This window comes from Lactobacillus sp. UMNPBX17 (assembly GCF_002553735.1).
GTDB lineage: Bacteria > Bacillota > Bacilli > Lactobacillales > Lactobacillaceae > Lactobacillus > Lactobacillus gallinarum.
Genome location: NZ_PCYT01000011.1, coordinates 1 through 24,654, shown reverse-complemented (window position 1 = coordinate 24,654; position 24,654 = coordinate 1). Strand labels below are relative to the sequence as shown.

Here is a 24,654-nt window from a genome sequence, read left to right as displayed (position 1 = left end):
AAACTAGTTTTCACCACGATGTTTGAAGAATGGAATATCATCACTATCATCACTATCGTCTTGAGCACTAGTTTCAATTTGAGAAATACTATCTTGATCATCATTGCTAAAAGTATCGAAGCTTTCATGATCACCCTTTGGCTCAGCAGGCTTAGTATTTCTTCTTTGATTATCTTGATTATCGTTCAATCCCCAAACACTGGTTGGATCAACCATTGTTTGCTTTGGCTTTTCCGCTTCATGATCCGCATCTGCATTATTAGATGGTTGAACAGTTTGTGGACGGTCAACAGTTTGCTTTTCTGGTTGAACAGTATTATTAGCAACAGGTTCTGCTTCCTTCTTAGGTTGAGCCTTAATTTGGTGGCTACGTCCTGGTAATTGCTTTGATGCGGCTTCTTCGGCTTTAGAATCAATACCAGTAGCAATTACAGTAACTACCACTTCATCACCTAAGTTAGGGTTAATTGATGTACCGAAGATAATGTTGACATCATCACCAGCAGCCTTAGAAACAATTTCTGAAGCATCTTGAGCTTCAAACAAAGTAAGGTCAGGGCCACCAGTAATGTTAAGCAATACTTGCTTAGCACCATCAATTGATACTTCAAGAAGTGGTGAAGAAATAGCAAGCTTAGTAGCTTCTACAGTTCTATTTTCACCACTAGCACGACCAATACCCATCAAGGCTGCACCTTGGTTTTCCATAACAGTCTTAACATCAGCAAAGTCTAAGTTTACGTAGTCAGTTGAAGTAATCAGGTCTGAAATACCTTGTACACCTTGCTTCAAGACATTATCAGCTTCTTTGAAGGCATCCATCATTGGGGTCTTCTTATCAACCATTTCAAGCAAACGATTATTAGCAATAATAACTAAAGTATCAACGTATTGCTTTAATTGGGTAATTCCTTCTGCTGCGTTCTTAGAGCGCTTAGGGCCTTCAAAGCTGAATGGGCGTGTAACTACACCAACAGTTAAAGCACCGGTCTCACGAGCAATTTTAGCTACTACAGGAGCTGCACCAGTACCGGTACCACCACCCATACCAGCAGTGATAAAGATCATATCAGCACCCTTAAGTGCATCTTCAATTGTTTGTTCACTTTCTTCAGCAGCCTTTTGGCCCACTTCAGGATGTGAACCAGCACCTAAACCTCTTGTTAACTTAGGCCCTAATTGAATCTTGTTTTCAGCTTTATTACTGTTTAAAGCTTGAACATCAGTGTTTGCTGCAATAAATGAAACACCTTGTACACCGTCATCAATCATTCGGTTAACAGCATTGCCTCCGGCACCGCCAACACCAATAACTTTGATGACAGCATTCTTATTGTCGTCTGAATCGAATGTAAAATCCATTAAATTAACCACCTTTAATCAAAGAATTTCTTAAAGAAACTCTTCAAGCCATTAGATTTTTCTTGATTATTATTTTCTTCGTCCACTGAAGAATCATCTCTTGCGGACATTTTGTTTCTATTATAAGCTTCTTTGGCTTCACTTTCACTAGTAGAAACAGTTCTTTTAGAATTCTTGGAAGTTTTTGGTTGTGAAACTGGTTCTTCAACTACATTTTCACCAAAACCGTAAATTACACTGTTAACAAGATAGTCTACTTCTGACATCTTGTAAGAATAATTTACTATTCCATATGCAGCTGTATAAATTGGGTTGCGCATACCAATTTGATCTGGTTGATAAATACGTGCTTTAACGTTTAAACCATTGGCTGTCAAACTATCAATTCCTTGAAGTAAACTAGTTCCACCAGTGATAACAATACCACCCGGTTGCTTCAAAGCATTATGCTTGGCTAAACCCTTGCCAAGACGAGTTAGAATTTGCTCAAGACGTGCATTAATGATTTCACTCAGGTAAACTTCATCAATCATTTGCTGTCCATTTGAGCCTACACTATTAATTGCAAATTTATCATTCTTAGAAGCAAATTGCGGATCAGCAAAGCCATAATCTAATTTAATTTGTTCAGCATCACGTTTAGAAATACTTAAAACAGCAGAAATATCATTAGTGATATCGCTACCACCTTCCAAATCAATATTAGCGTATTTGATTTGGCCTTCCTTAATTACTGTTGCTGTACTTACTCCACCACCGAGGTCAATAATTACAGAACCGAAAGTCTTTTCACTTTCATTTAATGCAACACTAGAAATTGCCAATGGCGTTGGAACAAAGAAATTGTTGTGATAGCCTGCACGTTCAATTGCTTTTTTAATGTTATGCAAAGAACCTGTTGGAGCTGTTAACAAAATACCGGTTACTCCAAGTGAACGAGCAATCATCTTACGAGGATCATCAACCTCAGTTTTTCCATCAATTAAGAATCGACTAGGCAAAAAAGCAATTGCTTCACGATCATCTTTTGCAGCAGCATGAATCGCAGAGCGAATCGTTCTTTTGACATCTTCATTATTTACTTCTTGTCCTTCTTCACCGACATTAGCAAATCCAGTTGCTGTCTCTAATTGCAACATTCCTACTGGAATTCCGGCTACGACACTATAAATTTTTGCATTAGTCTTTTCTGCCACGCCTTTTAAAGCACGGCTGATAGCTGCTGCAGTCTGATCAATATCAACAATTTGACCATGTCTCATGCCTGAATTGGGCGTAGTAACTGCACCAATGACTTTACCCGAATCTGCCACAACTGCTTTCACGCTTGTGGTTCCTATATCAAGACCCACTAAAAGATTTGAATTCTCCAAAATTAAGCCCCCATTAATATTTGCCTTGAAAAAATTCTAACATAAATAAACAAGTAAAACAGCTACGATACCCCGTAGGCTTTCTTTTCACTTGAAGTTAATGGCCTGCTAAACGCACCTATTTCTAAATCAATTAAGCTATTTTTTCCAGCTTTAACTTTAATTTCGTCATAATATTTTAGTTTGCTCTTTAACGTTACGGTACTGCCAATAATTACATTGCCATCTTTCATAACTAAAATTACTTGTGACTTTCGTCTAGTGTTCCCACTTAATAATTTTACCTGGTTTTGGAATGATTTGGGCAAACTATTAAATAAGTTTAAATCTTCTTTTAAAGAAGTTGCTTTATTATAGCCAACAAAAATAGGTTTATCTTGATCGACTTTTGCCCAAGTAATTGCAGTACTGCCTAACTTGCCATTACTTAAAATCTTACGATAATCATCGCCATCTTTTAAATAGCCTACGGTTTTACGTTGATTAATTTGCAATATGAGCTGGTTAACATGACCTAAATGTGCTTGGGCACTTTGTATTTCAGGATACTTCTTAGATAATTTTTGGCTCAAATCTTTTTGTTGAAACAAATAATCAAAAACCTTATCACTGGCTTTGATCTTAGATGCCTTCACGATTCCTTTAATTGGTAAATCCGAAGCACCAATCACCTTAACCGCACTTATATTGGCCAAGGGAGAAATATAATAGCCTAGCCCAGCAATCGCCAAAACTGAAACTGACATTATTAAACCAAGCCGCCGTCTTAGTGACCGTCGTCTTTCCGCCTGTAAACTAGAAAGTGAGGCAGAAATCTTGGCTTGCGATTTACGACTATTTTTTTGTTGATTGAATTCATGATTCAAATAAGGAGATAATTCCTTTCTTGGATCAATCCTCGTTACTGGTTTCTTTGCCATCTGCCTCACCGGCCTCCTAGCGTGAAATCTCTTCCATCACTTTAATCACTTGATCAGATGCATTAGGTACACCTAATGCCTTTGAAGCCTGACTCATTTCTTTAGCGTATTTTTCATCAAGCAAAATATGATCAATTGAAGAAACAAAATTATTAGGGTTAAGATCATCTTCTGGGATGACCAAGGCTGCGCCAGCCTTCTCTAAATCTAATGCATTCTTCATTTGGTGATTGTGCGTTACATTAGGACTTGGAATCAAAATTACAGGTACACCTAATGCAGTGAACTCTGCAATACTTGTTGCTCCAGATCTTGAAACAACACAAGTCATTTCTGGTAATAAACCGGGCATGTTCTTGATGTATGGCAAAACCTTAATATTATTACCAATATCTACGTTCTCTAACTTCTTTTGAACTGAATCAAAATAGTAAGTACCTGTAGCCCAAATAATTTGGTATGGCTTAGTCTTTAAATTCATTAATGACTTAAGCATAATTCGATTGATAGCTAAAGCACCACGGGAACCACCAAAAACTAAAACAGTTGGCATTTCTGGACTAAGTCCCCACTTCTTCTTTATATCAATCTTTTCTTCATGTAAGCTCAAAACCTGTTGTGATCTTGGATTACCTGTTTTAACTAGCTTCTTTTTTTCAGGGAATTCTTTTGCAGCATCGTCAAAAGTGTAACAAATGCGATCAACATAGTGGCCTAAAAACTTGTTAGCTAAACCAACAACTGAATTGGATTCATGGATCATAGTTGGAATATGCATTTTAGCTGCTTCATAAACCATAGCTCCACTAACATAACCACCTGTACCCAAAACGACATCAGGCTTAAATTCTTTTAAAATCTTCCGTGCACTCTTGGTAGCTTGCAAAAACAATTTAATGGTTTCAAAGTTTTTCAACGGATGCTTACGATTAAATCCTTGAATGTTAATTGTTTTGAAATTAACACCAGCTGCAGGAACAATTTTAGATTCCAATCCTTTTTTAGTTCCGACAAATAGAATTTCATCATTTTTGCTAATTCCACGTTCTTTCAAACGTTCAATAATTGCCATAATTGGGTAAATGTGACCACCTGTGCCACCGCCGGTAAATATAACTCTCATTTTATTTAGTCTTCAATTCCTTAATAAATTTTACAAAGTAATCGCCACGATCTTCAAAGGTTCTGAATTGATCCCATGAAGCACAAACTGGTGAGAATAAGATTACATCTCCAGGTTCACTTAACTCATATGCTCTTGGAACAGCTTCTTGAAGAGTATTAACAATTACAATATCTTTAATGCCAGCTTTTCTAGCAGCATCAGCTAATAGATATTTTGTTTCTCCATAAAGAACAATAGATTTAACATGCTTCTTGAACAATGGTACTAAATCATCAAACAAGAATCCTCTATCAAGACCACCTGCAATTAAAACTTCTGGTTCTTTGAATGCAGGAATAGCAACTGTAGCTGCTTCAATATTAGTTGACTTAGAATCATTATAAACCTTGCGTCCATCAAGAGTTGTTACATATTGTAAACGGTGCTTAGCACCAGTGAAAGTACTCAAAACCGCTGCAATATCATCATTATCTGCACCCATAATCTTTGAAATTGCAATTGCAACCAAGCTATTTTGTAAATTATGAATACCTGGTAATTTGATATCTGCAATCTTCATGATCTTTTCATTGTGACTCTCAAGATATTCATCACCAATAAAGTAATCTGCATTAGAATCTGTTTCTGAGAAAGTTTGCATCTTAGCAGGTGTTACTTCTTTTTCTTTAGCTAAAATATCTTTTTGATCAAAGTTAGCAATAAAGTAGTCATCACTATTTTGAGTTCTAGTAACGTTCAACTTAGCATTTACATAATTTTCAAAGGTCTTGTGATAGTCCAAGTGAACATTATTATAAATGTCGACAATAGCAGCCACCTTAGGATCAATATCTGTTACGCCAAGTAATTGGAAACTAGAAATTTCTACTACCAAGATATCATCCTTAGTTGCCTTAGGTACTACTTCAGAAATTGGCACACCAATATTACCTACTGCATAGGCATGATGACCTGATTTTTGTAAATGATGATCCAAAATTCTTTGAGTGAGCATCACAGTGGTAGTTTTACCATTTGAACCTGTTACACAAACATAAGGAGCATCACTACAACTTAAAGCAATTTCAGGCTCTGTAATAATTGGAATATTTAGTTCTTCAGCTTTTTTAACCATTGGATTCTCATATGGAATACCTGGATTTTTAACTAAATAATCAAAATGTTCTTTTTCAAGTAAATCAACTGGGTGATGTCCGCCAATTACATGAACGCCTTTAGCCTTTAGCTCTTGTGCTTTTTCATTTTTATCAAGATCAGCCTTGTCATTCAAGGTTAATTTAGCACCTAATTTTAAAAGTAATTCGCTAACTGCAAATCCACTTTTACCTAAACCTAAAACTAAAATATTCTTATTACTATAAGTTTTAATATCCTTCATTTTTTATTTTTATCCCCAAATTGCTAAATATAAAATACTACCTACTAAACCAACAATCCAAAAAACAATGTCTACTTTCCATTCTGACCAGCCTAACATTTCAAAATGATGGTGAATAGGAGTCATCTTAAAAATTCTCTTACCAGTAGTTTGGAAAGAAATAACCTGCATAATTACACTAGCAGTTTCACATACAAATACAATACCCACTAACAAAAGTGACCATGGTCTATTAAGCATAATACTTACTGTAGCAAGACCACCACCTAATGCAAGTGAGCCTGCATCCCCCATGAAGATTTTGGCAGGCTTATGGTTGAAAATAAAGAAAGCGATCAAACCGCCAATTACACTCATACAAAAGGCTAAAATAGCCAAATTCTTTTGTTTAAATGCGATATAAGCATATGTACCATAGGCTACTACAGATAACCCGGTAGCTAAGCCATCCAAACCGTCTGAAAGGTTAACAGCATTAGAAAAGCCAACTAACCAGAAAATAATGAAGATTACAAATAATGCTACGCTATGAACAACTCCAGCAAATGGAATGTATAAACCAAAATTAAAGTGATCGCTTGAAGCAATTAATACAATCACAATGGCAATAATAATTTGTAAAGCAAGTTTTTGCCATGCTCTTAAACCCAAATTTCTTTTGTAATACAGCTTGATTCCATCATCAAGGAAACCAATGATACCGTAACCTAAAAGACTGATTACTAAAATCCAAACAACTTTGTTCAAGCTATGTTGCCATGCAGCAACCCAGATAACAGAAATTACTGCTGCAATAACAAAAATTGTTCCTCCCATTGTAGGAGTTCCTGATTTCTTTTGGTGCCATTTTGGCCCTTCATCACGAATTTCCTGTCCTTCATGATGCGAATGCATAAACTTAATTAACAACGGTAAAAAAATTACCGTCAAAATTAATGAACTAATTAAAGCAACAAAACTTGCTTGCATAATACTCATCCTATGCTACTCCTTTAAATTAACTTTTATTTTTTCTCCAGATTTTAACTCTGCTCCCTTGGCCACACTTTGGCTGGTAACAGTTCCGGTTCCCTTTATGCTTAATTTAATACCTGATATATTAGAGAATTGATGTAAATCATTAAAACTCCACCCCTTCATATCAGGACAATTTATTTTACCTGAGGTATATACAAAGATCTTGTCCCCAGACTCCAATTTCTCACTGCTCTTAATTCCTTGAGCAGTAATTCTATCTTTTTCACCTACTTTAACTAAGTTAAGACCAACTTGCTTAGCTTTAGCTGAAGCTTGAGCAACTGTCATATTCTTGAAATTAGGAACACTAACAGTCGTGGTTGAATTATCACTTTTAGCCATTGTAATAATTCGACTCATCATTGGTTTAAAGATAGAAGCTAAAATCTTTTCAGCTGTTGTCCCAGCCAAATGAGGTTGCTTGATAGTTAGGTAAATACAATATCTAGGATCCTTGGTAGGGTAAACACCGACTACTGAGAAGATGTAGTTGCTATCACCTTTCAAATAGCCACCACCTTTTGGATTAGCTATTTGAGCCGTACCGGTCTTAACAGCAATATCTGCATTGCCCATCTTGTAGGCATTACCAGTACCAGATTGCTTATTAAGCACTCTCTTCATATTGGCCAAAACAACTTTTTTAGTCTTGTTGCTATAAATCTTTGAACCAACTTTTTTGATCTCATAGCCCTTAAGGGTTTTACCGTTAGAATCAGTAATCTTATCAACTAATTGTGGCTTTACCATTTGACCATTATTAGCCAAAGAACTATAAGCTTGCATCATTTGCATTACATTCACAGTAACGGCTTGACCAAAAGCAGTAATTGCTTGGTCAACTGGTGTTTTGAATGAAATGAAGCCAGGTTGTTCTCCCGGAAGTGTAATTCCAGTCTTTTGACCAATGTGGAACTTCTTTAAGTACTTATTCCAAGTCTTTGCACCCATCTTTTGTTCCAGCTTAACAAAACCAGTGTTACTTGAACGCTCAAATGCTTGTGAAAATGGAATCGTACCCCAACCAGAAGTCAACCAGTCGTGGATAGTTGAACCACCGACATTTACTGATCCTGAACGGTAATATTCATTCGGATTGTAATTGCCACTATTAACTACTGCCGGAAAAGAAAGAACTTTAAATACAGAACCTGGTTCATAAGTATCTTGAACCAAGATATTACGATATGCTTTGGTTAAACCTTTCTTAGTCTGAGGATTAAATGTTGGACGCTGTGAAGCTGCTAAAATTTTACCAGTCTTCATATCTTCAACAACTGCAGTTATCGAAGTAGGATCATATGCTTTTTGTACATCAGTCATATGTGATTCAAGATAACTTTGCAGTTGTGAATCAAGCGTCAAATATAAGTTATTACCATTTTTAACTGGTTTATATACTTGATTGCCATTAGGCATTTGATATTCTGAAGCATCAACTGAGGAAATTCTGTAACCATCAGTACCGGTTAAAGTCTTGTTGAAGTAAGCCTCAATTCCCATAGTACCAACCAAATTTTGTTCATTGGTCTTTTTATCATATACAGGCTGAGCTAAACCAACAATATGAGAAGCAAAATTACCATTAGGATAAAGTCTTGATGGCGTAGCTAAGAATTTGATTCCTGGCAATTTCATAGCTTCAATCTTTTTCTTCTGCTTACTCGTTAATCCACTACCCGCTGTACCAAATTGAACCTGGAAAGCCTTCTGCTTGGGATTCAAATAGCGATAAATTTTATCTGCCGACATCGGCAAAACTGTAGCCAACTTTTCAGCTGTTTCAGACTTATTCACAACATATTCTGGCTTATTCTTGTAGTTGATCGATGACTTATCCAAAATCGCGTAAATAGTATATAAATGTGAGTCTTCCGCAATTGCTAATCCATTCCGATCATATATCGTACCACGTGTTGCTTTAATAACTTGATTACGCTTATAAAGCTGCTTGGTACGTGCGGATAAGTTCTGTCCATTAACTGTTTTGGATATACCTATATATAAAAATCTAGCCGTAAATACAAGAAAAACCAAAGCGACAGCTACTTGGAGAAATCTCCCCACTGTAAAGCGGTAGCTGTGGGCTTTGGATTTTTGTAATTTTAAATTACTGTTTTTTTTCATTAGCGAATTGTCCTAATGTTTTTATTAATCAGAGTTAATCCTTTTTCACGCGCAATCTTGTTTAAGCGTGAAGTAGAAGTTAACTCACCAATTTCTTGACGTAAATCGGTGATCCTATTCTGTTCCTTAGCAACTGTCTGCTGAGTTTGACTTAGCTCATGTTGAGCCGAAGTTGCAGAAATACTAGAAGAAACCAAGAAGATCATCATTCCCAAGGTGACGATACTTCCTATTGCTAGTAAAGTCTTTTCTAAAATATTGTAAGGAACTTTATGCGGATCAAGGGTAATTCGTTGACGTTTCTGCGAACCATTCTGTTTTCTAGGTTCATATTCAATTTTTCTTGCTGAGCTGTCAGCCATAGCATTTTCCTCTTTATAACTTCTCTGCAACCCGTAGTTTTGCACTGTGTGAGCGGTTGTTGTTTTCTAACTCGGAAGTTGAAGCAGTAATCGGTTTGCGATTTACCAAACGAAGTGTTGGTTTCATATCGTCTGGCACAAAGGGCATTCCTCTTGGAACCTCAACCTCTGAATACTTCTTAAAAATCTTTTTAACGATTTTATCTTCATGGGACTGAAAGGTAATCACGCTAAGTCTGCCACCAGGTCTTAAAATCTTAATAGCTTCTTCAAGTGAAGCCTGTAAAACATCAAGTTCGTGATTAACAGCAACTCGTAAAGCTTGAAAGCTTTTCTTAGCTGGATGTCCTCCAGTCCTTCGTGCATACGCGGGAATCGCCTCTTTAATAATGTCAACCAATTCAAAGGTTGTCACAATTGGCTTATCCTTACGTCTTTCTACGATCCTATGAGCAATCTGCCGGGAGAATTTTTCATCTCCATATTGATATAAAATATCTGCTAGCTCTTTTTGACTTAAGGTATTAACTAACTGATATGCATCCGTATCTTGACTTTGATCCATTCTCATATCTAACCTTGCATTATAACGATATGAGAAGCCACGATCAGCTTGATCAAACTGAGGTGATGAAACACCTAAATCGTAATATATGCCATCTATTCCATCTGCGTAACCCAGCTTAACTAGATCCTGCTCCAGATTACTAAAGTTGTCATGTACTAATTTCAATTTAGGTTCACTATCTGGCTGCAATAAATCAGCGAAGTTCAACTCTGCCGATTTTATCGCATATTCATCTTGGTCAAAACCGACTAACGTACCAGTTTCAATTTTACTTAACAAATACTTGGCATGCCCACCGCCGCCAAAAGTTGCATCTACATAAAGACCACCGTTTTTTGGTTTTAAATTATCTATAGTTTCGTGTAAGAGTACACTGGTGTGTTTGAATTTCATAGTTTTATAGTTCAATGTCGTCCAAATTTTCAGCAATATCATCATAGTCTTCGTTAGCTTCTTCCTCAAAGCTATCCCAACGTTCCTTAGCCCAGATTTCAATTCGGTCAGAAACTCCTACAATGACACATTCTTTAGTAAGTCCAGCATGAGCTTTTAATGTCGATGTAAAATTGACACGCCCCTGCTTATCGAACTCACTTTCCATCGCACCAGAGTAGAATAAACGCATAAATTTACGCGTATTCCTCTTAGTCAACGGAAGTTTTGCTAATTTGGCTTCTATCTTTTGCCATTCTTCCATCGAATAGCCAAAAATACAGCCTTCCATTCCTCGAGTAAATACCATTTTATTTCCAATTTGATTGCGAAGTTTCGCTGGTATAATTAGGCGACCCTTGCTATCAAGATTGTGGTGATATTCACCCATGAACATGGTCTAGCCCCCTTCCACTAAATAATTTACCACAATTCACCACTCTCTACCACAAACTCTGGAAAAAAATACATATTTTTATGCTTATTTATCTTTTTATTTTATAAAATTTAAAAAAGCTGCAAAATATTATAATTTTGCGGCTTTTGCATATACAAATATTTTTACTTTATTAAAAAATTAGTAACTAAATTAATAAGCAAACATTAAAATTAATGAACCAAGATACCAAAAACAACTGCAAGCAGCTAAATAATCCCATAACTTGCGAATCGTTTTACCTAATGAAATATTTTTATTTTTAATTGCATCGTTTAAAGACACAATAACAACTAAGATAAAATAAAATAAAAATCCATATGGTAAAAAAGAAGGCAAGTTAGCATGTGTAGTGGCTAAATTGCATGCGGCAAACAAGAAAAAAGGCAAAACATCATAGCCTCTAAACTGAGCATGTGGGAAAATTTTATTAATTAAAAAAGCTGCTACCAAACCGATAACTGGTATTAAGAAAATAAAAAGCATAAAAGATCCTCCATCCTTTTTATTCTAAACTACAATTCATTTGAAAAAAACTATTAATAAGCATAAAATATTGTTCAAGTAGGAGGGCTTTTTATGGCACGAAAAAAGAAGAAGAAATCTGGTTTTCAAAAATTGACAATTGTAATGGCTTGGTTAATGGCAGTTATTACATTAGCCGCAGTTGTTGCTGGTGCTGTCGGTGCAATGGCCGGAGCAGGAATGTTTTAAAAAAGAGACGAGAAAAATTTTTCTCGTCTCTTTTTATTTTTATACACGATAAGCATTTAAATCAATTAAGAACGGATAATCTTGTGCTAGGTTACCCCAAATCCAGTATAAACAAACGAAGAATCCTGCCGTCCATCCTTGATTCACTAATAGACTCATTAATAAGCCATGAATCGACGTCGTAGCTATTCCTATCATGTTAAAGATCAGCCAACTATATGCTACAAAAATTGTCGTTCCTAATAAAACTACAATTAGTCTTGCCCAAAATATTTCTGGTAAAAAGCGAGCAATTTTTTGACAAATCCAACAGCTGAGGGGTAAGAAAACTGCATAAACTCCAATAAGGCCATAAAAGTAAATGTCAGCAACTATTCCCGTGCCTAAGGCCAGCCAAATTTCATTTTCATTGGTGTCATCAAAAAGTCCAATCAGCATTACACTAATCGGTAAAATTAGACTAGCGGCACCAAAACTTCCATAATCCATAAATTGATGCAAATAAAATGAACAAACACCATCTACAACAATGGCAACAAAAAGTCCAATTGCTAAAACCCATTTACGAAAAATAGACATTAGTTAGCCACCTGTCTTTCAATAACTGTAACAACTGACGGATCGCTAATATCACCTGCTGGTTTAATTCTAATTTGATCAGATAAACCAAATGAATCACGGGTAGTCTGAGTAACAGTACCAATTAAAAGTCCTTTAGGCGAATTACCACCCATACCACTCGTGTAAACTCTAGTGCCGGCCTTTAACTTGCGGCCATCAACTACCTGAGTAAAGGCTAATTGGTTATTAGCTGTAACAGTAATGATCCCGTGAACGGTCTTGCCATTAGCAACATCTGCTTGAACAGAAAAACGGTTAGCCGATTCATCTGTAGTAGTGATCAATTCGACTTTTGAAGAAGCGGCATTAGCTTCAACAATTCGTCCAATAACTCCACCACCACACATTACAGCCATATTCTTCTTAATACCTGAAGAACTACCTTTATTAATTGTAAGTAGATCTGACCAGGTATCTGGAGCACGAGAAATAACTGAAGCATTGATCAAAGTATAACCACTTAAAGTATCTTTCAAATTCAATGCTGCTTTTAACTGCCGATTTTCTTTCTCTAAGCTGGCATTACGGACCTTAGTTTGACCTAAATTAGTAATTTGGCGCTTCAGATGGTTATTCTCATCTTGTGCATTTAAAATCTCATGTGCATTATTCAAACCACCAGAAATAAAACCTACCGGAACATCAATAATTCTAGATCCTAAGGCTACAATATCATTTCCTAAGCTTTGAACAAGCAATGGAGCATTACGTTTATTACGTAAACTAACACTCCCACCTAAAACGGCAAAAATGACAATAATTACAATAAATGTTGATAATAACTTTTTATTTTGTAGAAATTTTTTCATTAAGAATTGATCCTAAAGAAAAACCGGCCATAGCCGGCTTTTTTATTATTTGCGACTTCTACGCATTACTTCAATATTCTTGAGTGATTCACCAGTACCAATTGCCACACAATCAAGTGGATCTTGTGCAATAAATACTGGAACCTTAGTTGCTTCAGAAATTACTTCTGGCAAGTTCTTAAGCAATGCACCACCACCGGTTAAAACGATACCGTGGTCGATAACATCGGCAGCAATTTCAGGAGAGGTTTGTTCTAAAGTTTCCTTAATTGCAACGATGATGTCTTGAACAACATCTTGAATAGCCTTAGCGATATCTTCAGCGTTGATATCAATTGACTTTGGCAAACCAGTAACCAAATCACGACCACGAATATTCATAGCTTCAATTTCCTTAGCTTTTTCAATTGAAGCAGAACCTACTTGAATCTTAATATCTTCAGCAGTTCTTTCACCAATCAATAAGTTAAAGTTGGAGTGAATGTAATTAATAATTGCATTGTTAAACTTATCTCCAGCTTGACGAATTGAAGTTGATGAAACAATACCACCTAATGAAATAGTAGCAACATCAGTAGTACCACCACCGATATCAACAACCATTGAACCAGTAGGATCCATAACTGGAAGGCCTGCACCAATAGCTGCAGCAAATGGTTCTTCAATCACGAAAGCTTCGCGAGCACCAGCTACTCTAGCTGCATCAATTACAGCACGCTTTTCAACTTCAGTAACACCTGAAGGAACACAAATCATTACTGAAGGCTTAGAATTGCCAACAGTCTTTTCCATAAAGTACTTAAGCATAGCAGCAGTAGTGTCGTAATCAGCAATAACCCCATCCTTCATTGGACGGATAGCTACAATACTACCTGGGGTTCTACCAATCATTTCCTTGGCTTCTGAACCAACTGCGATTACTTCACCTGTATGTGTATTCTTTGCTACTACAGAAGGTTCTCTTAAAACAATTCCTTTACCCTCCATGTAAACAAGTGTATTGGCTGTACCTAAATCGATACCAATATTCTTTGTACCTAATCCAAACACAAAAATCTCTCCTTAATTGTTGCGGTCTCTAAATCTTGAATAATTATAGCATACTATAACTTTAAAGGTGATTTTCACGCAAATTTTAAAGAAGTTTAAAACAATTCTTTTTCACGCATGCTCAAATATTGTCCTTGTCCCACAATAAAATGGTCTAAAAGATCAATTTTCATCATTTTTGCCGCCCGATATAGATCTTTAGTTAATTCAAAGTCGTTGGAAGACGGCATTAATTTACCACTAGGATGATTATGAGCAATAAAAATCCCCGAACAGTCATAGATTACGGCCCAGCGAAAAATTTCTCGCGGATGTGCGACTGATTTATTTAACGTGCCTTGAAAAACCTTTTTCTCAGCTACAATTCGATTTCCATTATCGACATATAATGCCCAAAGCTCTTCTTGCTTGTGACCTACTAATTTATCAGCTAAATATGTCCCAACTTCAACACTTGAGGTTAAAACAGGTTTGCGTTTAGATGACGCCATTCGCAGGCGATCCATTACCTCTTCAGCCGTAATCGCCAAATTGCTGGGGCAACTTGAACCTGTTATGAATTGAACTATATCATCGAAGGAATTAAAATCTCTTTTTCTTAAAAAAGACTCTAACTCTTCAAAAGTTCTAATTCCTTTATCCTTGAACTGCTCAAATAACTTAGCTAGTAATTCTAGGTCTGTATTTACAAAGTAATGATTTGAGTTTATTTCTATCATAAAAATTTCTCCCTTCATTACTTAATACGCAAAAAAGAGCTAAATTTTTTTAAGAAAATCAAAAAAGTTTTGACAAATCATTATAGCATTCTGTTTGTCTTGGTCAGTCGGAGCCATTAGATCTGGCACCATTACACATTTTAAGCCTGCATTTTTCGCAGCTTGGACACCAGTTGATGAATCTTCAAAAACCAAAATATTTTCTTTTGCTAGATTCATTTTTTTAGTAGCTGCTAAATAAATATCTGGTGCCGGTTTAGCTTTAATGTGTCCCTTTTGCACATCTAAATAACTTAAATGAAAATCAAAATAATTTCTAATCCCTGTTGCCCACAAAAAATGTTGCAACACATCTTCGTAGTTGCTTGAAGCAATTGCCATTTTCAAGCCACGATTTTTAAATTCATCTAATGCTTCTTGAACACCAGGACGTAACTTTAATTTTCCTTCATCGGTCCACTGCCAAACCAAATCATCGGTTCTTTTAATAAATCGGTCACGATCAGCATCAGTTTTGAAATATTTATGATAAAAATCCTGCATTTCTTTAACAGTTGCACCAGTTAACTTTAAATATGCATCCCTAGGCGTCCCAAGTTTTTCTTCTTCTGCAGCTTGGATATTAGCCTTCCAATACAATTCTTCAGAATTAACCAATAGACCATCCATATCAAAGATAATGCCTTGAATATCATCGTTTATCCCTTTAACCTGCATTGCCTTTTCCTTTCCAATTTAAAATTGCACTTACTAAATAAAACGATCCGGTCACCAGCAGAATATCGCTGGCATTCATCTTCTCTTTTAATTTAGCAAAGCCTTCCCGATAATCTCCTTCATAATTATATCGTCTTTGGACATCAATGGGAAAATCATTTTCTTTAGCAACACGAGGATAATCTAATGTTGTTAATAACACTTGATCATCTTGGTTAAATAAATTAAAAACTTGCTCTAAGTCTTTATCTTTCATCATAGTCACTAAAGCATAAACATGGCTATGCCGTTTTTTTGCTTCGGCATGAATTACTTCCAGCAAATTGGACATTGCTTGAATATTATGAGCTCCATCCAAAATGATTAATGGTTCTTTTTGCAAAATATGATAACGTCCAGGAATCTGAGTTTGATCAATTGCAGCTGCTATCTCTTGATTATCTAGCTTCAATTTAAGAAGTAAAAAGGTCTTAACGGCTACAGCAATATCATAGGCCTCTACCTGCGGACGAAAATCAAAAGAAATACTGCGTTTATCATCTGTATACTTCAACGCTCCATTTTGCGTTGTAATTGCAAAATCATGCTTTAATCGGAAAAGTGGTGCATGCTCTACATCTGCCTTTTTCACCAAAATAGGCAGAACATCATCAGGAACATTCCCTAATACTACTGGACGATTTTTCTTGATAATGCCACTCTTTTCTCGCGCAATATCTTGAATTGTCGGTCCAATAATCTTCTCATGATCTAATCCTACCGTAGTAATGATGCTTGCCTCTGGGACAATCACATTAGTTTTATCATGCTCGCCGCCAATTCCGACTTCAATCACGGCATAATCACAATGCTCTTGTTCAAAATAAACAAAGGCCATCGCAACTTCATACTCAAATGTAACTAACGAAAATTCTTTATCTTCTTGCTTAATTTCTTCAAAGGCAGCTTGAACCTTATTAGCCACATTAACTAAATCTTCATCGCTTATATCTTGATTATTTAATTGAATTCGTTCATTAAATTGATAAACATAAGGTGAGACAAAAAGGCCAGTCTTTTGACCGGCCTTTTTTAATAGATTTGCTAAGTAGTATGATGTTGAACCTTTACCGTTGGTCCCCGTAATATGAATCGTTTTTACCTGATCCTGCGGATTACCTAATTGCTGGAGCAACTTCTTGATAAAATATAAATCATTCTTAGGATGCAAATGAGGCAATGAATATAAATAATGGATTACCTCTTCAGCATTGGTAAATTTCAATTATTTACTCTCTTTCAAATCTTGAATTCGTTCACGAACACCAGCCAATTGGCTTTCGTAATCTGCTTTCTTTTCCTTTTCCTTGTTTACAACAGCTTCTGGAGCATGGTCAACAAAGCCCTTGTTTGCAAGTTTCTTTTCGGCACGTTGAACCTCGTCTTCAAGACGCTTTTCTTCTTTTTCCATCTTAGCCAATTCGTCATCAACGTTAACTAATTCAGTTAATGGAACAAAGATTTGTGCACCTGGAATAACGGCTGTCTTAGCAAGTTTTGGAGCTTCGATTTCTGCAGCTACAGTTAATTCCTTTGGATGTAAGAAGTTCTCAACGTAGTCAGCATTTTCATCCAAAACATGCTTGTTAGCTTCATCATCTAATTGAATCATAATATCAATTTGGCTAGACATTGGAGCATTAACTTCCATGCGGATGTTACGTACAGCCTTAATAATTTCAATTAAGAAGGCCATGTCACTATCTGCTTGCTTGTTTTCAAATTCTTTATGAGTAGTTGGGTATTCAGCTACCATAATTGACTTGCCTTCATGAGGCATTGAAAGCCAAAGCTTTTCAGTAACAAATGGCATAATTGGGTGCATCAAACGTAAGATTTGATCAAGAATCCAAATTAAGTTTTCTTGCTTTCTTGCCTTTAATTCTTCATCGTCACCATTCAAAGCAACCTTAGAAATTTCGATGTACCAGTCACAGAAGTCATTCCAGATAAAGTTGTAAGCTTCACGGCCTGCTTCACCAAATTGATATTCATCAAATAAACGAGTTACTTCACTAACAGTGTGGTTCAAACGATCGAAGATCCATCTATCTGACAAGTCAAACTTGCTTACATCTGGCATGTGTGCAGGCTTAGCATCAGCAGGCAAGTTCATAATTACGAAACGGCTTGCGTTCCAAATCTTGTTAATGAAGTTCCAAGCTGCTGACAACTTCTTAGGATCGTAACGAGTATCTTGACCAGGAGCAGTACCGTTAAGAAGGAACCAACGAAGAGCGTCAGCACCATACTTGTCTACTACGTCCATTGGGTCAACACCATTACCAAGTGACTTACTCATCTTGCGTCCTTGTTCGTCACGCATTAAACCGTGCAAAACAACATCGTTAAATGGACGCTTGCCAGTGAAGTGAAGACTTTGGAACATCATTCTTGATACCCAGAAGAAGATGATGTCGTAACCAGTTACTAACGCATTAGTTGGGAAGTAACGCTTGAAGTCTTCTGAATTAGTATCAGGCCAGCCAAGAGTTGAGAATGGCCATAATGCACTTGAGAACCAAGTATCAAGTACGTCTGGATCTTGCTCCCAGTTTTCGATATCCTTAGGAGCTTCTTCACCTACGTAAGTTTCGCCAGTCTTCTTGTTGTACCAAGCTGGAATACGGTGACCCCACCATAATTGACGTGAAATACACCAATCATGAACATCTTCCATCCAGTGGTCCAAAGTACCTTCGAAACGATCTGGAACAAAGTTTACCTTGCCATCAGTCTTTTGGTTTTCAAGAACCTTGTCAGCAAGTGGCTTCATCTTAACGAACCATTGCTTTGAAAGACGTGGTTCAACTTGAACGCCTGAACGTTCTGAGTGACCTACTGAGTGAACGATTGGTTCAACCTTAATTAAGTAGCCTTCTTCTTTAAGGTCCTTAACTAAAGCTTCACGACAGTCAAAACGATCCATGCCAGCGTACTTGCCGCATTCTTCATTCATAGTACCATCGTCGTTCATAACGTTGATTCTCTTCAAATTATGACGGTTACCTACTTGGAAGTCGTTAGGGTCATGGGCTGGAGTGATCTTAACTAAACCAGTACCGAATTCTGGATCTACGTGTTGGTCTTCGATAATTGGAATATGACGACCAACAAGTGGTAATACTAATTCCTTACCAACGATATCTTTGTATCTTTCATCCCCTGGTGCAACCGCAACAGCAGTATCACCAAACATGGTTTCAGGACGAGTAGTAGCAATTTCTACATAGCCTGAGCCATCTGCGAATGGATACTTAACATGGTAAAAGGCACCCTTGTCATCCTTGTGAATAACTTCGATATCACTCAAAGCAGTTTGAAGTGCTGGGTCCCAGTTAATGATGTATTCACCACGGTAAATAAGACCTTCTTTGTAAAGTTGGACGAAGACCTTCTTAACTGCCTTTGAAAGACCCTTGTCTAAAGTAAATCTTTCTCTTGAGTAGTCAAGTGAAAGACCCATCTTAGCCCATTGGCCCTTGATAATTGAAGCATATTCGTCTTTCCAGTCCCAAACTTGCTTAACAAAAGCTTCACGACCCATTTGGTGACGATCTTTGCCTTGCTTGCGAAGCTTAGCTTCAACCTTAGCCTGGGTAGCAATACCGGCATGGTCCATACCTGGAATGTAAAGAGTGTCGTAGCCTTGCATACGCTTGAAACGAATTAAAGTATCTTGAATTGCGGTATCCCATGCGTGACCTAAGTGTAATTTACCAGTTACGTTTGGTGGTGGGATAACAATTGAATATGGGTGAGCTTTCTTGTCACCGGATGGCTTGAATAAATCTTCATCAAGCCAAGTTTGATATCTGCCTTTTTCAACCTCATTAGGGTTGTATTTAGGTGCTAAATCTGTCATTAAAAATCCTCCAATAAAAAAGTCCTAGACAATGTTGTCTAGGACGATTTACTAACCGCGGTACCACCTATGGTTAAGTACAAAAATGTACTTCTCTTATAAGCGATAACGGCGCTGAAGTGTCCGGATTAACCTACTTAATTTCAATTAATCAGCTAATCAAGCTACTAATCAACTTCTGGCCTCTCAGCTGTTTGGCTTTTCTCTGTAAATAAAGTCGATCCCTCTTGATTCTTGCTTTGGTTACGATTATAACATGAATTTATTTTAGAAAAAAGAGATAGATGTATTGTATTCATCACTTAATCCACTGATTGCCACCTAAATTATAAACACGTTTGCCATGATATTTAGCTATAGCAAAGTAGTTCCAATGGCTGTGGGCACGCAAGGTTTTGCCGGCTGACTTTTTAAACGAAAGATCTGTCCAAACCGGTGTTGCTTTGTCAACTTTAACCAAACCTACTTGAGCACGAGGAGCTGAAGACTCATGGTGAAACAGATTTTTCTCACTCACCCACATGTTGGGTTGAACATGATACCACAATTGATTATTTACCAACTTAACTTGGTCAGCCTGCACTTGATTACCATTCTTTAACTTAAGATTAGCAGCAAGCTTTTCAGTCGGAAAAATTATCGATTGATAGTGAATGCGAAAATGATTATTCTCTTGCAGAATTTTGGCTAAACGAATCGGGAAATCAGTCAATAAACCGGTAACGCCCTTATCAGGATTTAAAAATTTATACATTTGCTTACTACTGTTTACGCCCCATAGCATGTATTTCTTGTTTTTATCACGTAAATAATTGGCAGCGTCACTAGTATAAAAACTAGCAGCAAAATCCTGACTGCGTCCGATCGCTTTATATGAGCCGGCTAATTGCGTGCGCGGAATTTCGGGTGCTAAGCGAGCTAGCTTACTGAGTGCTGAATCAGAAAATGATTCAAATAAAACCCGCTTTTGCAAATGATACTTATTAACTATTCTTTTGGCATCTTCCCCATTGCCTTTTGGCTCTAGCATAAACTTCACTTGCGGGTTATTTTGATAGCGTTGAAAAACCTCTTCGAGTGAATGAATGCTTTCCCCGCTTTGATTACGATAATTAGTTAACTTCTTAAAAGTATTTTTTTCAATTGATTGATCCACGCCAAAAACGCGACTCAAGTTGTTATCATGACTAACGACTAAAACATGGTCGGCACTTTCTTGCAAATCCAATTCTAAATAATCAACTTGTGCGCAAACGGCACGATCATATGCTGCAAAGCTGTGTTCAGCGTATTTCCCCTGCTCGTTATCGCCGCGGTGAGCGATGTTCATGAACCCACAAGTGAATGGAAATATTGCTAGAAATATTAATGTGATGAGCTTTTTCATTGATCTATCCCTTCTGCGTTTCATCTTCTTTATTTTACACAAAATTTGATTTTTAAACGCAAAAAGAGCAAGAATCAAATCTCACTCTTTTAGTTTTGATATTATTTCTTTCTCAATTAATTCTGTGAAGCTCCAGAAGTAGCGTCTGACTCCGTTGGCATATCTTCATAAGCAGTATTAGCAGCGATGCGGCCGAAGGTAAAGATATCAGCCAATGAGTTACCACCCAAACGGTTACCTGCGTGAATACCACCAGCATTTTCACCAGCTGAGTACAAGCCATCAATGATCTTGCCGTCTTTGTTAAGAACATGAGCCTTAGTATCGATAACCAAGCCACCCATAGTATGGTGAATTGCAGGCTTACGAGGGGTTGCGTAGAATGGAGCAACTTCACATTTCAAGCCCAATACATTCTTATGGAATTCTGGATCTTTTCCTGCATCAACATATGAGTTGTACTTCTTAATAGTTTCAACTAAGACATCTGGATCCATCCCAATTTGCTTAGCCAAACCTTCCAAAGTATCATCTCTAAACAAAGTACCAGCTTTAACTTGAGCATCAAGTGATTCTTGAGTAGTATTATAGGCTGTTTCCTTAATCTTATCATCAGCAATTTGATAGATTAATCCACCATTAGCAATGACTGCCTTAGCTAACACATCCCGTTCCGCAAATTCGTTAACGAAACGTTTACCATCCTTATTAACCATAATGTAGTTTGCCGGAGGAGTAACAACACCAGTGAATAATTCACCAGTTTTTGGATCAGCTACTGGCATCAATTGGATAAAGCCCATACCGAACAGGTCGGCACCAGCTTCAAGACCCAAGTTAATCCCGTCACCAGTAATTGATGGTGAGTTAGTTGTAGCAATATCATCATCAATCTTTTGCCAATAAGTATTGTACTTTTGGACCATCTTAGTGTTGGCACCAAAACCACCGGCAGTTAAGATGACAGCCTTTGAGTGAACAGTCAACTTGCTGCCATCGGCGCGAGTAGCAACTATACCGCGAACCTTGCCATCTTCGATGATTAATTTTTCAGCACGAGTTTCAAGATATGGATCAACACCGTAGTCTCTTACCCAGTCACCTAAAATATGGATGTAAGCATAACCCATCGGTTCAACTGGTTTGTGACCACGACGCCATAAACCACCAACTGGTTCAGTTACATCACTATTGTCGAACTTAACGCCTAAATCAGCTAACCATTTAACTGAGTTCAATGCATTTGTTACTAATTCATGAACTAAAGCATACTTACCGTGAATTTCATTTCCTTTAAGGTCAGTTCTCTTACCACCCAAGTAAGTTTGGATTTCGTGAAGTAAAGTTGAATCAAATAAGTAATCTGCACCTGAATCAACGTATTCTTTAATTTGCTTTTGTAATTCCTTAAAGTCATCTTGATATTCAGGATCAATTTGATCAATTGGAGTTGCAGCTAATTCCTTCAAAGTATCCTTTTCACCTGGAAGTGCCTTAAAATTCTTTTGCCAGTCAGGTTCGGCAGCGTTCATTGGACCACCGGCACGACTAGTATTACCACCAATTTGTGGGTACTTTTCTAAAATAGCAACTTTTTCACCATGTTGGATTGAGCGAACTGCAGCAGCCAAACCGGCACCACCAGCACCGACAACTGCTACGTCGACTGTTATTTCTTCATCTGTTGCTTTGGCAGCTACCGGCTTATTACGCTTCTTCCATTCTGCAGCATCCCCACCAGCTTCAGTAATTGCTTGTGCGATTCCATCTACAACGCCGTGACTTGAAATAGTTGCACCACTAACAGCATCAACATTTAAAGTTTGATTATCAACAATTTGCTTGGGCAAGCGGTTGAAGACTTCATCGGCAACGCCTTTAGTTTCGCCGGATGAATCAATTTCAATATTTTTGATCTTATCATCTTCGATAGTAACAGCCATTGGCATTGATTCTGAACCATGACCTTGTGCGCGTACTTGATATTTACCGTTCTTCATTATTTAACTTCCGCCTTTCTTTTTCTCTATATATTTAGAATAGCGTTTTCATGGCTCATAAATCAAATACTTATTTAACAATTGAAAAATAACAAAGTTGTTATTACGGTGAATTAAAAAGACCTATGTACTAAAATTTCAATAGTACATAGATTCTGTTAATCGTTTATCTTAAGCTAATTTTTCTTTGTTTTACAAAAATACCATACACAATCAGTGCGATCCAACCCAAAATACTGATCACTAGCAATACTTTAAACCAAATCGGCGTCATAAACTGCAAACTAGCGGCATTCTTGCCTTTCCTTGCTTTGATAATTGGCTGCGTAATAGTATTTTGCTTCATCTTAGTTTGGACCTCCCCATTCAAAGTTAAGCGAGATTGATGATACATCACAATTGGCAAAGTTTTCATCTTTGCTTTTTTACTATGCCAAGTAAGGATCAGCTTACTGCCTTGAACTTGGTAATGATAATGCTTAGCTTGATTCGAAATCCTCTTTTGATATGTCGCATTTGAAGCATGCTTAGTATATGGCATATAATCTGGCTCAGTATGGTTAATGGCCTCAAAGAGCTGATCATTATTGGTATAACGCAAAATGTGTTGCAACTTTTTGCGGTGTTTCGTAATTTTGCTGTAAGTTTGAATAATTACTACGTGATGTGGATCCAAGAATTCTAATGCTCTAGTTCTATTAGTCGTATAATTAGCAGCAAAGTTTTGAGCAAATGCTGAAACTAATCCAATAATCACCAACATGTTAACTAACTTGATATTTTTCTTCATCAAATTAGTCATTGAAATTCCTATTTCCAGTAAAAGCAATGGCCATGCACCCACTGTTAATCGGTAAGGAAACTGCAGTGAAGAAGTTAACTTAGGAAAAACTGCTTGGATCTTAGCCCATGGCATCAGATACGATGAAATCAACAAGATGAATAATCCAACAAAGGTAGTCAACGTATTAACAACCGATTCTCGCAAATGCGTCAATACATAGATCAGTTGAAAGACAAGAAGTAAAATCAGCGAGAATAAAAGAAACCCATGAATATTAGTGAATTTCTTATACTTGATGACATGATAATACAAGTTATATCTATTGGGCATTGAAATCTTATTATTCCAAAATAAGACTAACAACGCGCCCCAGATATTAGCTGTTAATACCAGCGTTGTGCCAACTGCCTTGAAGAAATCAATAATCATCTGCTTCTTTTCAGCAGTTTTAACTAGAGCATAAATGGCAAAAGGGACAAAGGTACAAGCTATGAAAATAGTCAATAGCTAGTGTACTTGAGCAATCAATGCCATGATTAAAGCTAAACTCAACCAATGAATTGGTCGTTTTTTATCTTCAATCATATAAAGTACTTGCATCATAGCATACGGAGCAAGTGCTGCACTCCACGCCATAAAGTTGAAACGCAGAATTCCCGCAACAATCCCAAATTGCAAATACAATATAGCAAGTAAAATGGCGATAACTTCATTGACCTTTGCCTTCAAAGCCAATCGATACATTCCAATTCCGGCGATTAAAAATACGATAAAAATTACTAGAATCTGGAAAGTCAACTACCCTAGACTGAAGTCTAGGGCTTAGTGGCTCGTTAGCTTACGCTAAC

Annotated in this window: 23 protein-coding genes; 1 reads left to right on the top strand and 22 read right to left on the bottom strand. The window is 37.0% G+C overall.

Going from position 1 to position 24,654, the window contains the following annotated elements:
- Positions 1-3: 3 nt before the first annotated feature.
- The 11 genes from ftsZ to CP368_RS03050 all read right to left on the bottom strand — a co-directional run bounded on the left by ftsZ (position 4) and on the right by CP368_RS03050 (position 11,587).
- A complete protein-coding gene (ftsZ, locus tag CP368_RS03100; protein ID WP_087235781.1) occupies positions 4-1,362 on the bottom strand; it encodes a cell division protein FtsZ in 1,359 nt (452 codons plus the stop codon).
- A gap of 14 nt (positions 1,363-1,376) precedes the next feature.
- Complete coding sequence (gene ftsA / locus CP368_RS03095) at positions 1,377-2,735, bottom strand: cell division protein FtsA (protein WP_025005049.1); 1,359 nt, start codon at positions 2,733-2,735, stop codon at positions 1,377-1,379.
- Between the two features lie 62 nt (positions 2,736-2,797).
- Positions 2,798-3,655, bottom strand: a complete 858-nt coding sequence (locus tag CP368_RS03090) for a cell division protein FtsQ/DivIB (protein WP_098043735.1) — start codon at positions 3,653-3,655, stop codon at positions 2,798-2,800.
- A gap of 16 nt (positions 3,656-3,671) precedes the next feature.
- Positions 3,672-4,778 (bottom strand): undecaprenyldiphospho-muramoylpentapeptide beta-N-acetylglucosaminyltransferase, encoded by a 1,107-nt coding sequence (murG, locus tag CP368_RS03085; RefSeq protein WP_087175788.1) that lies wholly within the window; start codon positions 4,776-4,778, stop codon positions 3,672-3,674.
- Position 4,779: 1 nt separating this feature from the next.
- Positions 4,780-6,159, bottom strand: coding sequence for a UDP-N-acetylmuramoyl-L-alanine--D-glutamate ligase (gene murD / locus CP368_RS03080; RefSeq protein WP_098036559.1), 1,380 nt, complete (start codon positions 6,157-6,159; stop codon positions 4,780-4,782).
- Positions 6,160-6,168: 9 nt separating this feature from the next.
- The gene (gene mraY, locus CP368_RS03075) at positions 6,169-7,137 is read right to left on the bottom strand and encodes a phospho-N-acetylmuramoyl-pentapeptide-transferase (protein WP_025005053.1); all 969 of its coding nucleotides are present in this window, start codon (positions 7,135-7,137) and stop codon (positions 6,169-6,171) included.
- Between the two features lie 6 nt (positions 7,138-7,143).
- The gene (locus CP368_RS03070) at positions 7,144-9,303 is read right to left on the bottom strand and encodes a penicillin-binding protein (RefSeq protein WP_098043734.1); all 2,160 of its coding nucleotides are present in this window, start codon (positions 9,301-9,303) and stop codon (positions 7,144-7,146) included.
- Positions 9,303-9,665 (bottom strand): cell division protein FtsL, encoded by a 363-nt coding sequence (gene ftsL / locus CP368_RS03065; RefSeq protein ID WP_087175785.1) that lies wholly within the window; start codon positions 9,663-9,665, stop codon positions 9,303-9,305. The genes CP368_RS03070 and ftsL overlap by 1 nt, the downstream gene beginning before the upstream one ends.
- Before the next feature lie 13 nt (positions 9,666-9,678).
- A complete protein-coding gene (gene rsmH / locus CP368_RS03060) occupies positions 9,679-10,626 on the bottom strand; it encodes a 16S rRNA (cytosine(1402)-N(4))-methyltransferase RsmH (protein WP_087175853.1) in 948 nt (315 codons plus the stop codon).
- 4 nt (positions 10,627-10,630) lie between these two features.
- Positions 10,631-11,062: a division/cell wall cluster transcriptional repressor MraZ gene (mraZ, locus tag CP368_RS03055; protein ID WP_087175784.1), complete on the bottom strand. Its 432-nt coding sequence runs from the start codon at positions 11,060-11,062 to the stop codon at positions 10,631-10,633.
- Positions 11,063-11,254: 192 nt separating this feature from the next.
- Positions 11,255-11,587: a DUF3397 domain-containing protein gene (locus CP368_RS03050; protein ID WP_087175783.1), complete on the bottom strand. Its 333-nt coding sequence runs from the start codon at positions 11,585-11,587 to the stop codon at positions 11,255-11,257.
- A gap of 93 nt (positions 11,588-11,680) precedes the next feature.
- On the opposite strand from CP368_RS03050, the gene CP368_RS03045 reads away from it, so the two are divergent.
- Positions 11,681-11,815: a DUF4044 domain-containing protein gene (locus tag CP368_RS03045; RefSeq protein WP_081776546.1), complete on the top strand. Its 135-nt coding sequence runs from the start codon at positions 11,681-11,683 to the stop codon at positions 11,813-11,815.
- Positions 11,816-11,854: 39 nt separating this feature from the next.
- Here CP368_RS03045 and mreD read toward each other — a convergent pair whose 3' ends face one another.
- The 11 genes from mreD to CP368_RS02990 form a co-directional block, all read right to left on the bottom strand.
- Complete coding sequence (gene mreD, locus CP368_RS03040; protein ID WP_098036556.1) at positions 11,855-12,394, bottom strand: rod shape-determining protein MreD; 540 nt, start codon at positions 12,392-12,394, stop codon at positions 11,855-11,857.
- On the bottom strand, positions 12,394-13,245 hold the full coding sequence (gene mreC / locus CP368_RS03035) for a rod shape-determining protein MreC (RefSeq protein WP_087175782.1): 852 nt from the start codon (positions 13,243-13,245) through the stop codon (positions 12,394-12,396). The genes mreD and mreC overlap by 1 nt, the downstream gene beginning before the upstream one ends.
- Positions 13,246-13,290: 45 nt before the next feature.
- Entirely contained in the window at positions 13,291-14,295 is a 1,005-nt protein-coding gene (locus CP368_RS03030; RefSeq protein WP_025005061.1) for a rod shape-determining protein, read from the bottom strand.
- Positions 14,296-14,390: 95 nt separating this feature from the next.
- On the bottom strand, positions 14,391-15,014 hold the full coding sequence (locus tag CP368_RS03025; RefSeq protein ID WP_098043732.1) for a RadC family protein: 624 nt from the start codon (positions 15,012-15,014) through the stop codon (positions 14,391-14,393).
- A 39-nt stretch (positions 15,015-15,053) separates the two neighbouring features.
- On the bottom strand, positions 15,054-15,731 hold the full coding sequence (locus tag CP368_RS03020; protein ID WP_087175780.1) for an HAD family phosphatase: 678 nt from the start codon (positions 15,729-15,731) through the stop codon (positions 15,054-15,056).
- On the bottom strand, positions 15,721-16,995 hold the full coding sequence (locus CP368_RS03015) for a folylpolyglutamate synthase/dihydrofolate synthase family protein (RefSeq protein ID WP_087235783.1): 1,275 nt from the start codon (positions 16,993-16,995) through the stop codon (positions 15,721-15,723). Before CP368_RS03015 ends, CP368_RS03020 begins: the two co-directional genes overlap by 11 nt.
- On the bottom strand, positions 16,996-19,635 hold the full coding sequence (locus tag CP368_RS03010) for a valine--tRNA ligase (RefSeq protein ID WP_098045747.1): 2,640 nt from the start codon (positions 19,633-19,635) through the stop codon (positions 16,996-16,998).
- A gap of 298 nt (positions 19,636-19,933) precedes the next feature.
- Positions 19,934-21,022, bottom strand: a complete 1,089-nt coding sequence (locus tag CP368_RS03005) for a glycerophosphodiester phosphodiesterase family protein (protein ID WP_098045746.1) — start codon at positions 21,020-21,022, stop codon at positions 19,934-19,936.
- Between the two features lie 116 nt (positions 21,023-21,138).
- A complete protein-coding gene (locus tag CP368_RS03000; RefSeq protein WP_098045745.1) occupies positions 21,139-23,022 on the bottom strand; it encodes a flavocytochrome c in 1,884 nt (627 codons plus the stop codon).
- A gap of 166 nt (positions 23,023-23,188) precedes the next feature.
- Positions 23,189-24,310, bottom strand: coding sequence for a hypothetical protein (locus CP368_RS02995; protein ID WP_143468302.1), 1,122 nt, complete (start codon positions 24,308-24,310; stop codon positions 23,189-23,191).
- Between the two features lie 3 nt (positions 24,311-24,313).
- The gene (locus CP368_RS02990) at positions 24,314-24,541 is read right to left on the bottom strand and encodes a hypothetical protein (RefSeq protein ID WP_143468301.1); all 228 of its coding nucleotides are present in this window, start codon (positions 24,539-24,541) and stop codon (positions 24,314-24,316) included.
- Between the last annotated feature and the right edge of the window lie 113 nt (positions 24,542-24,654).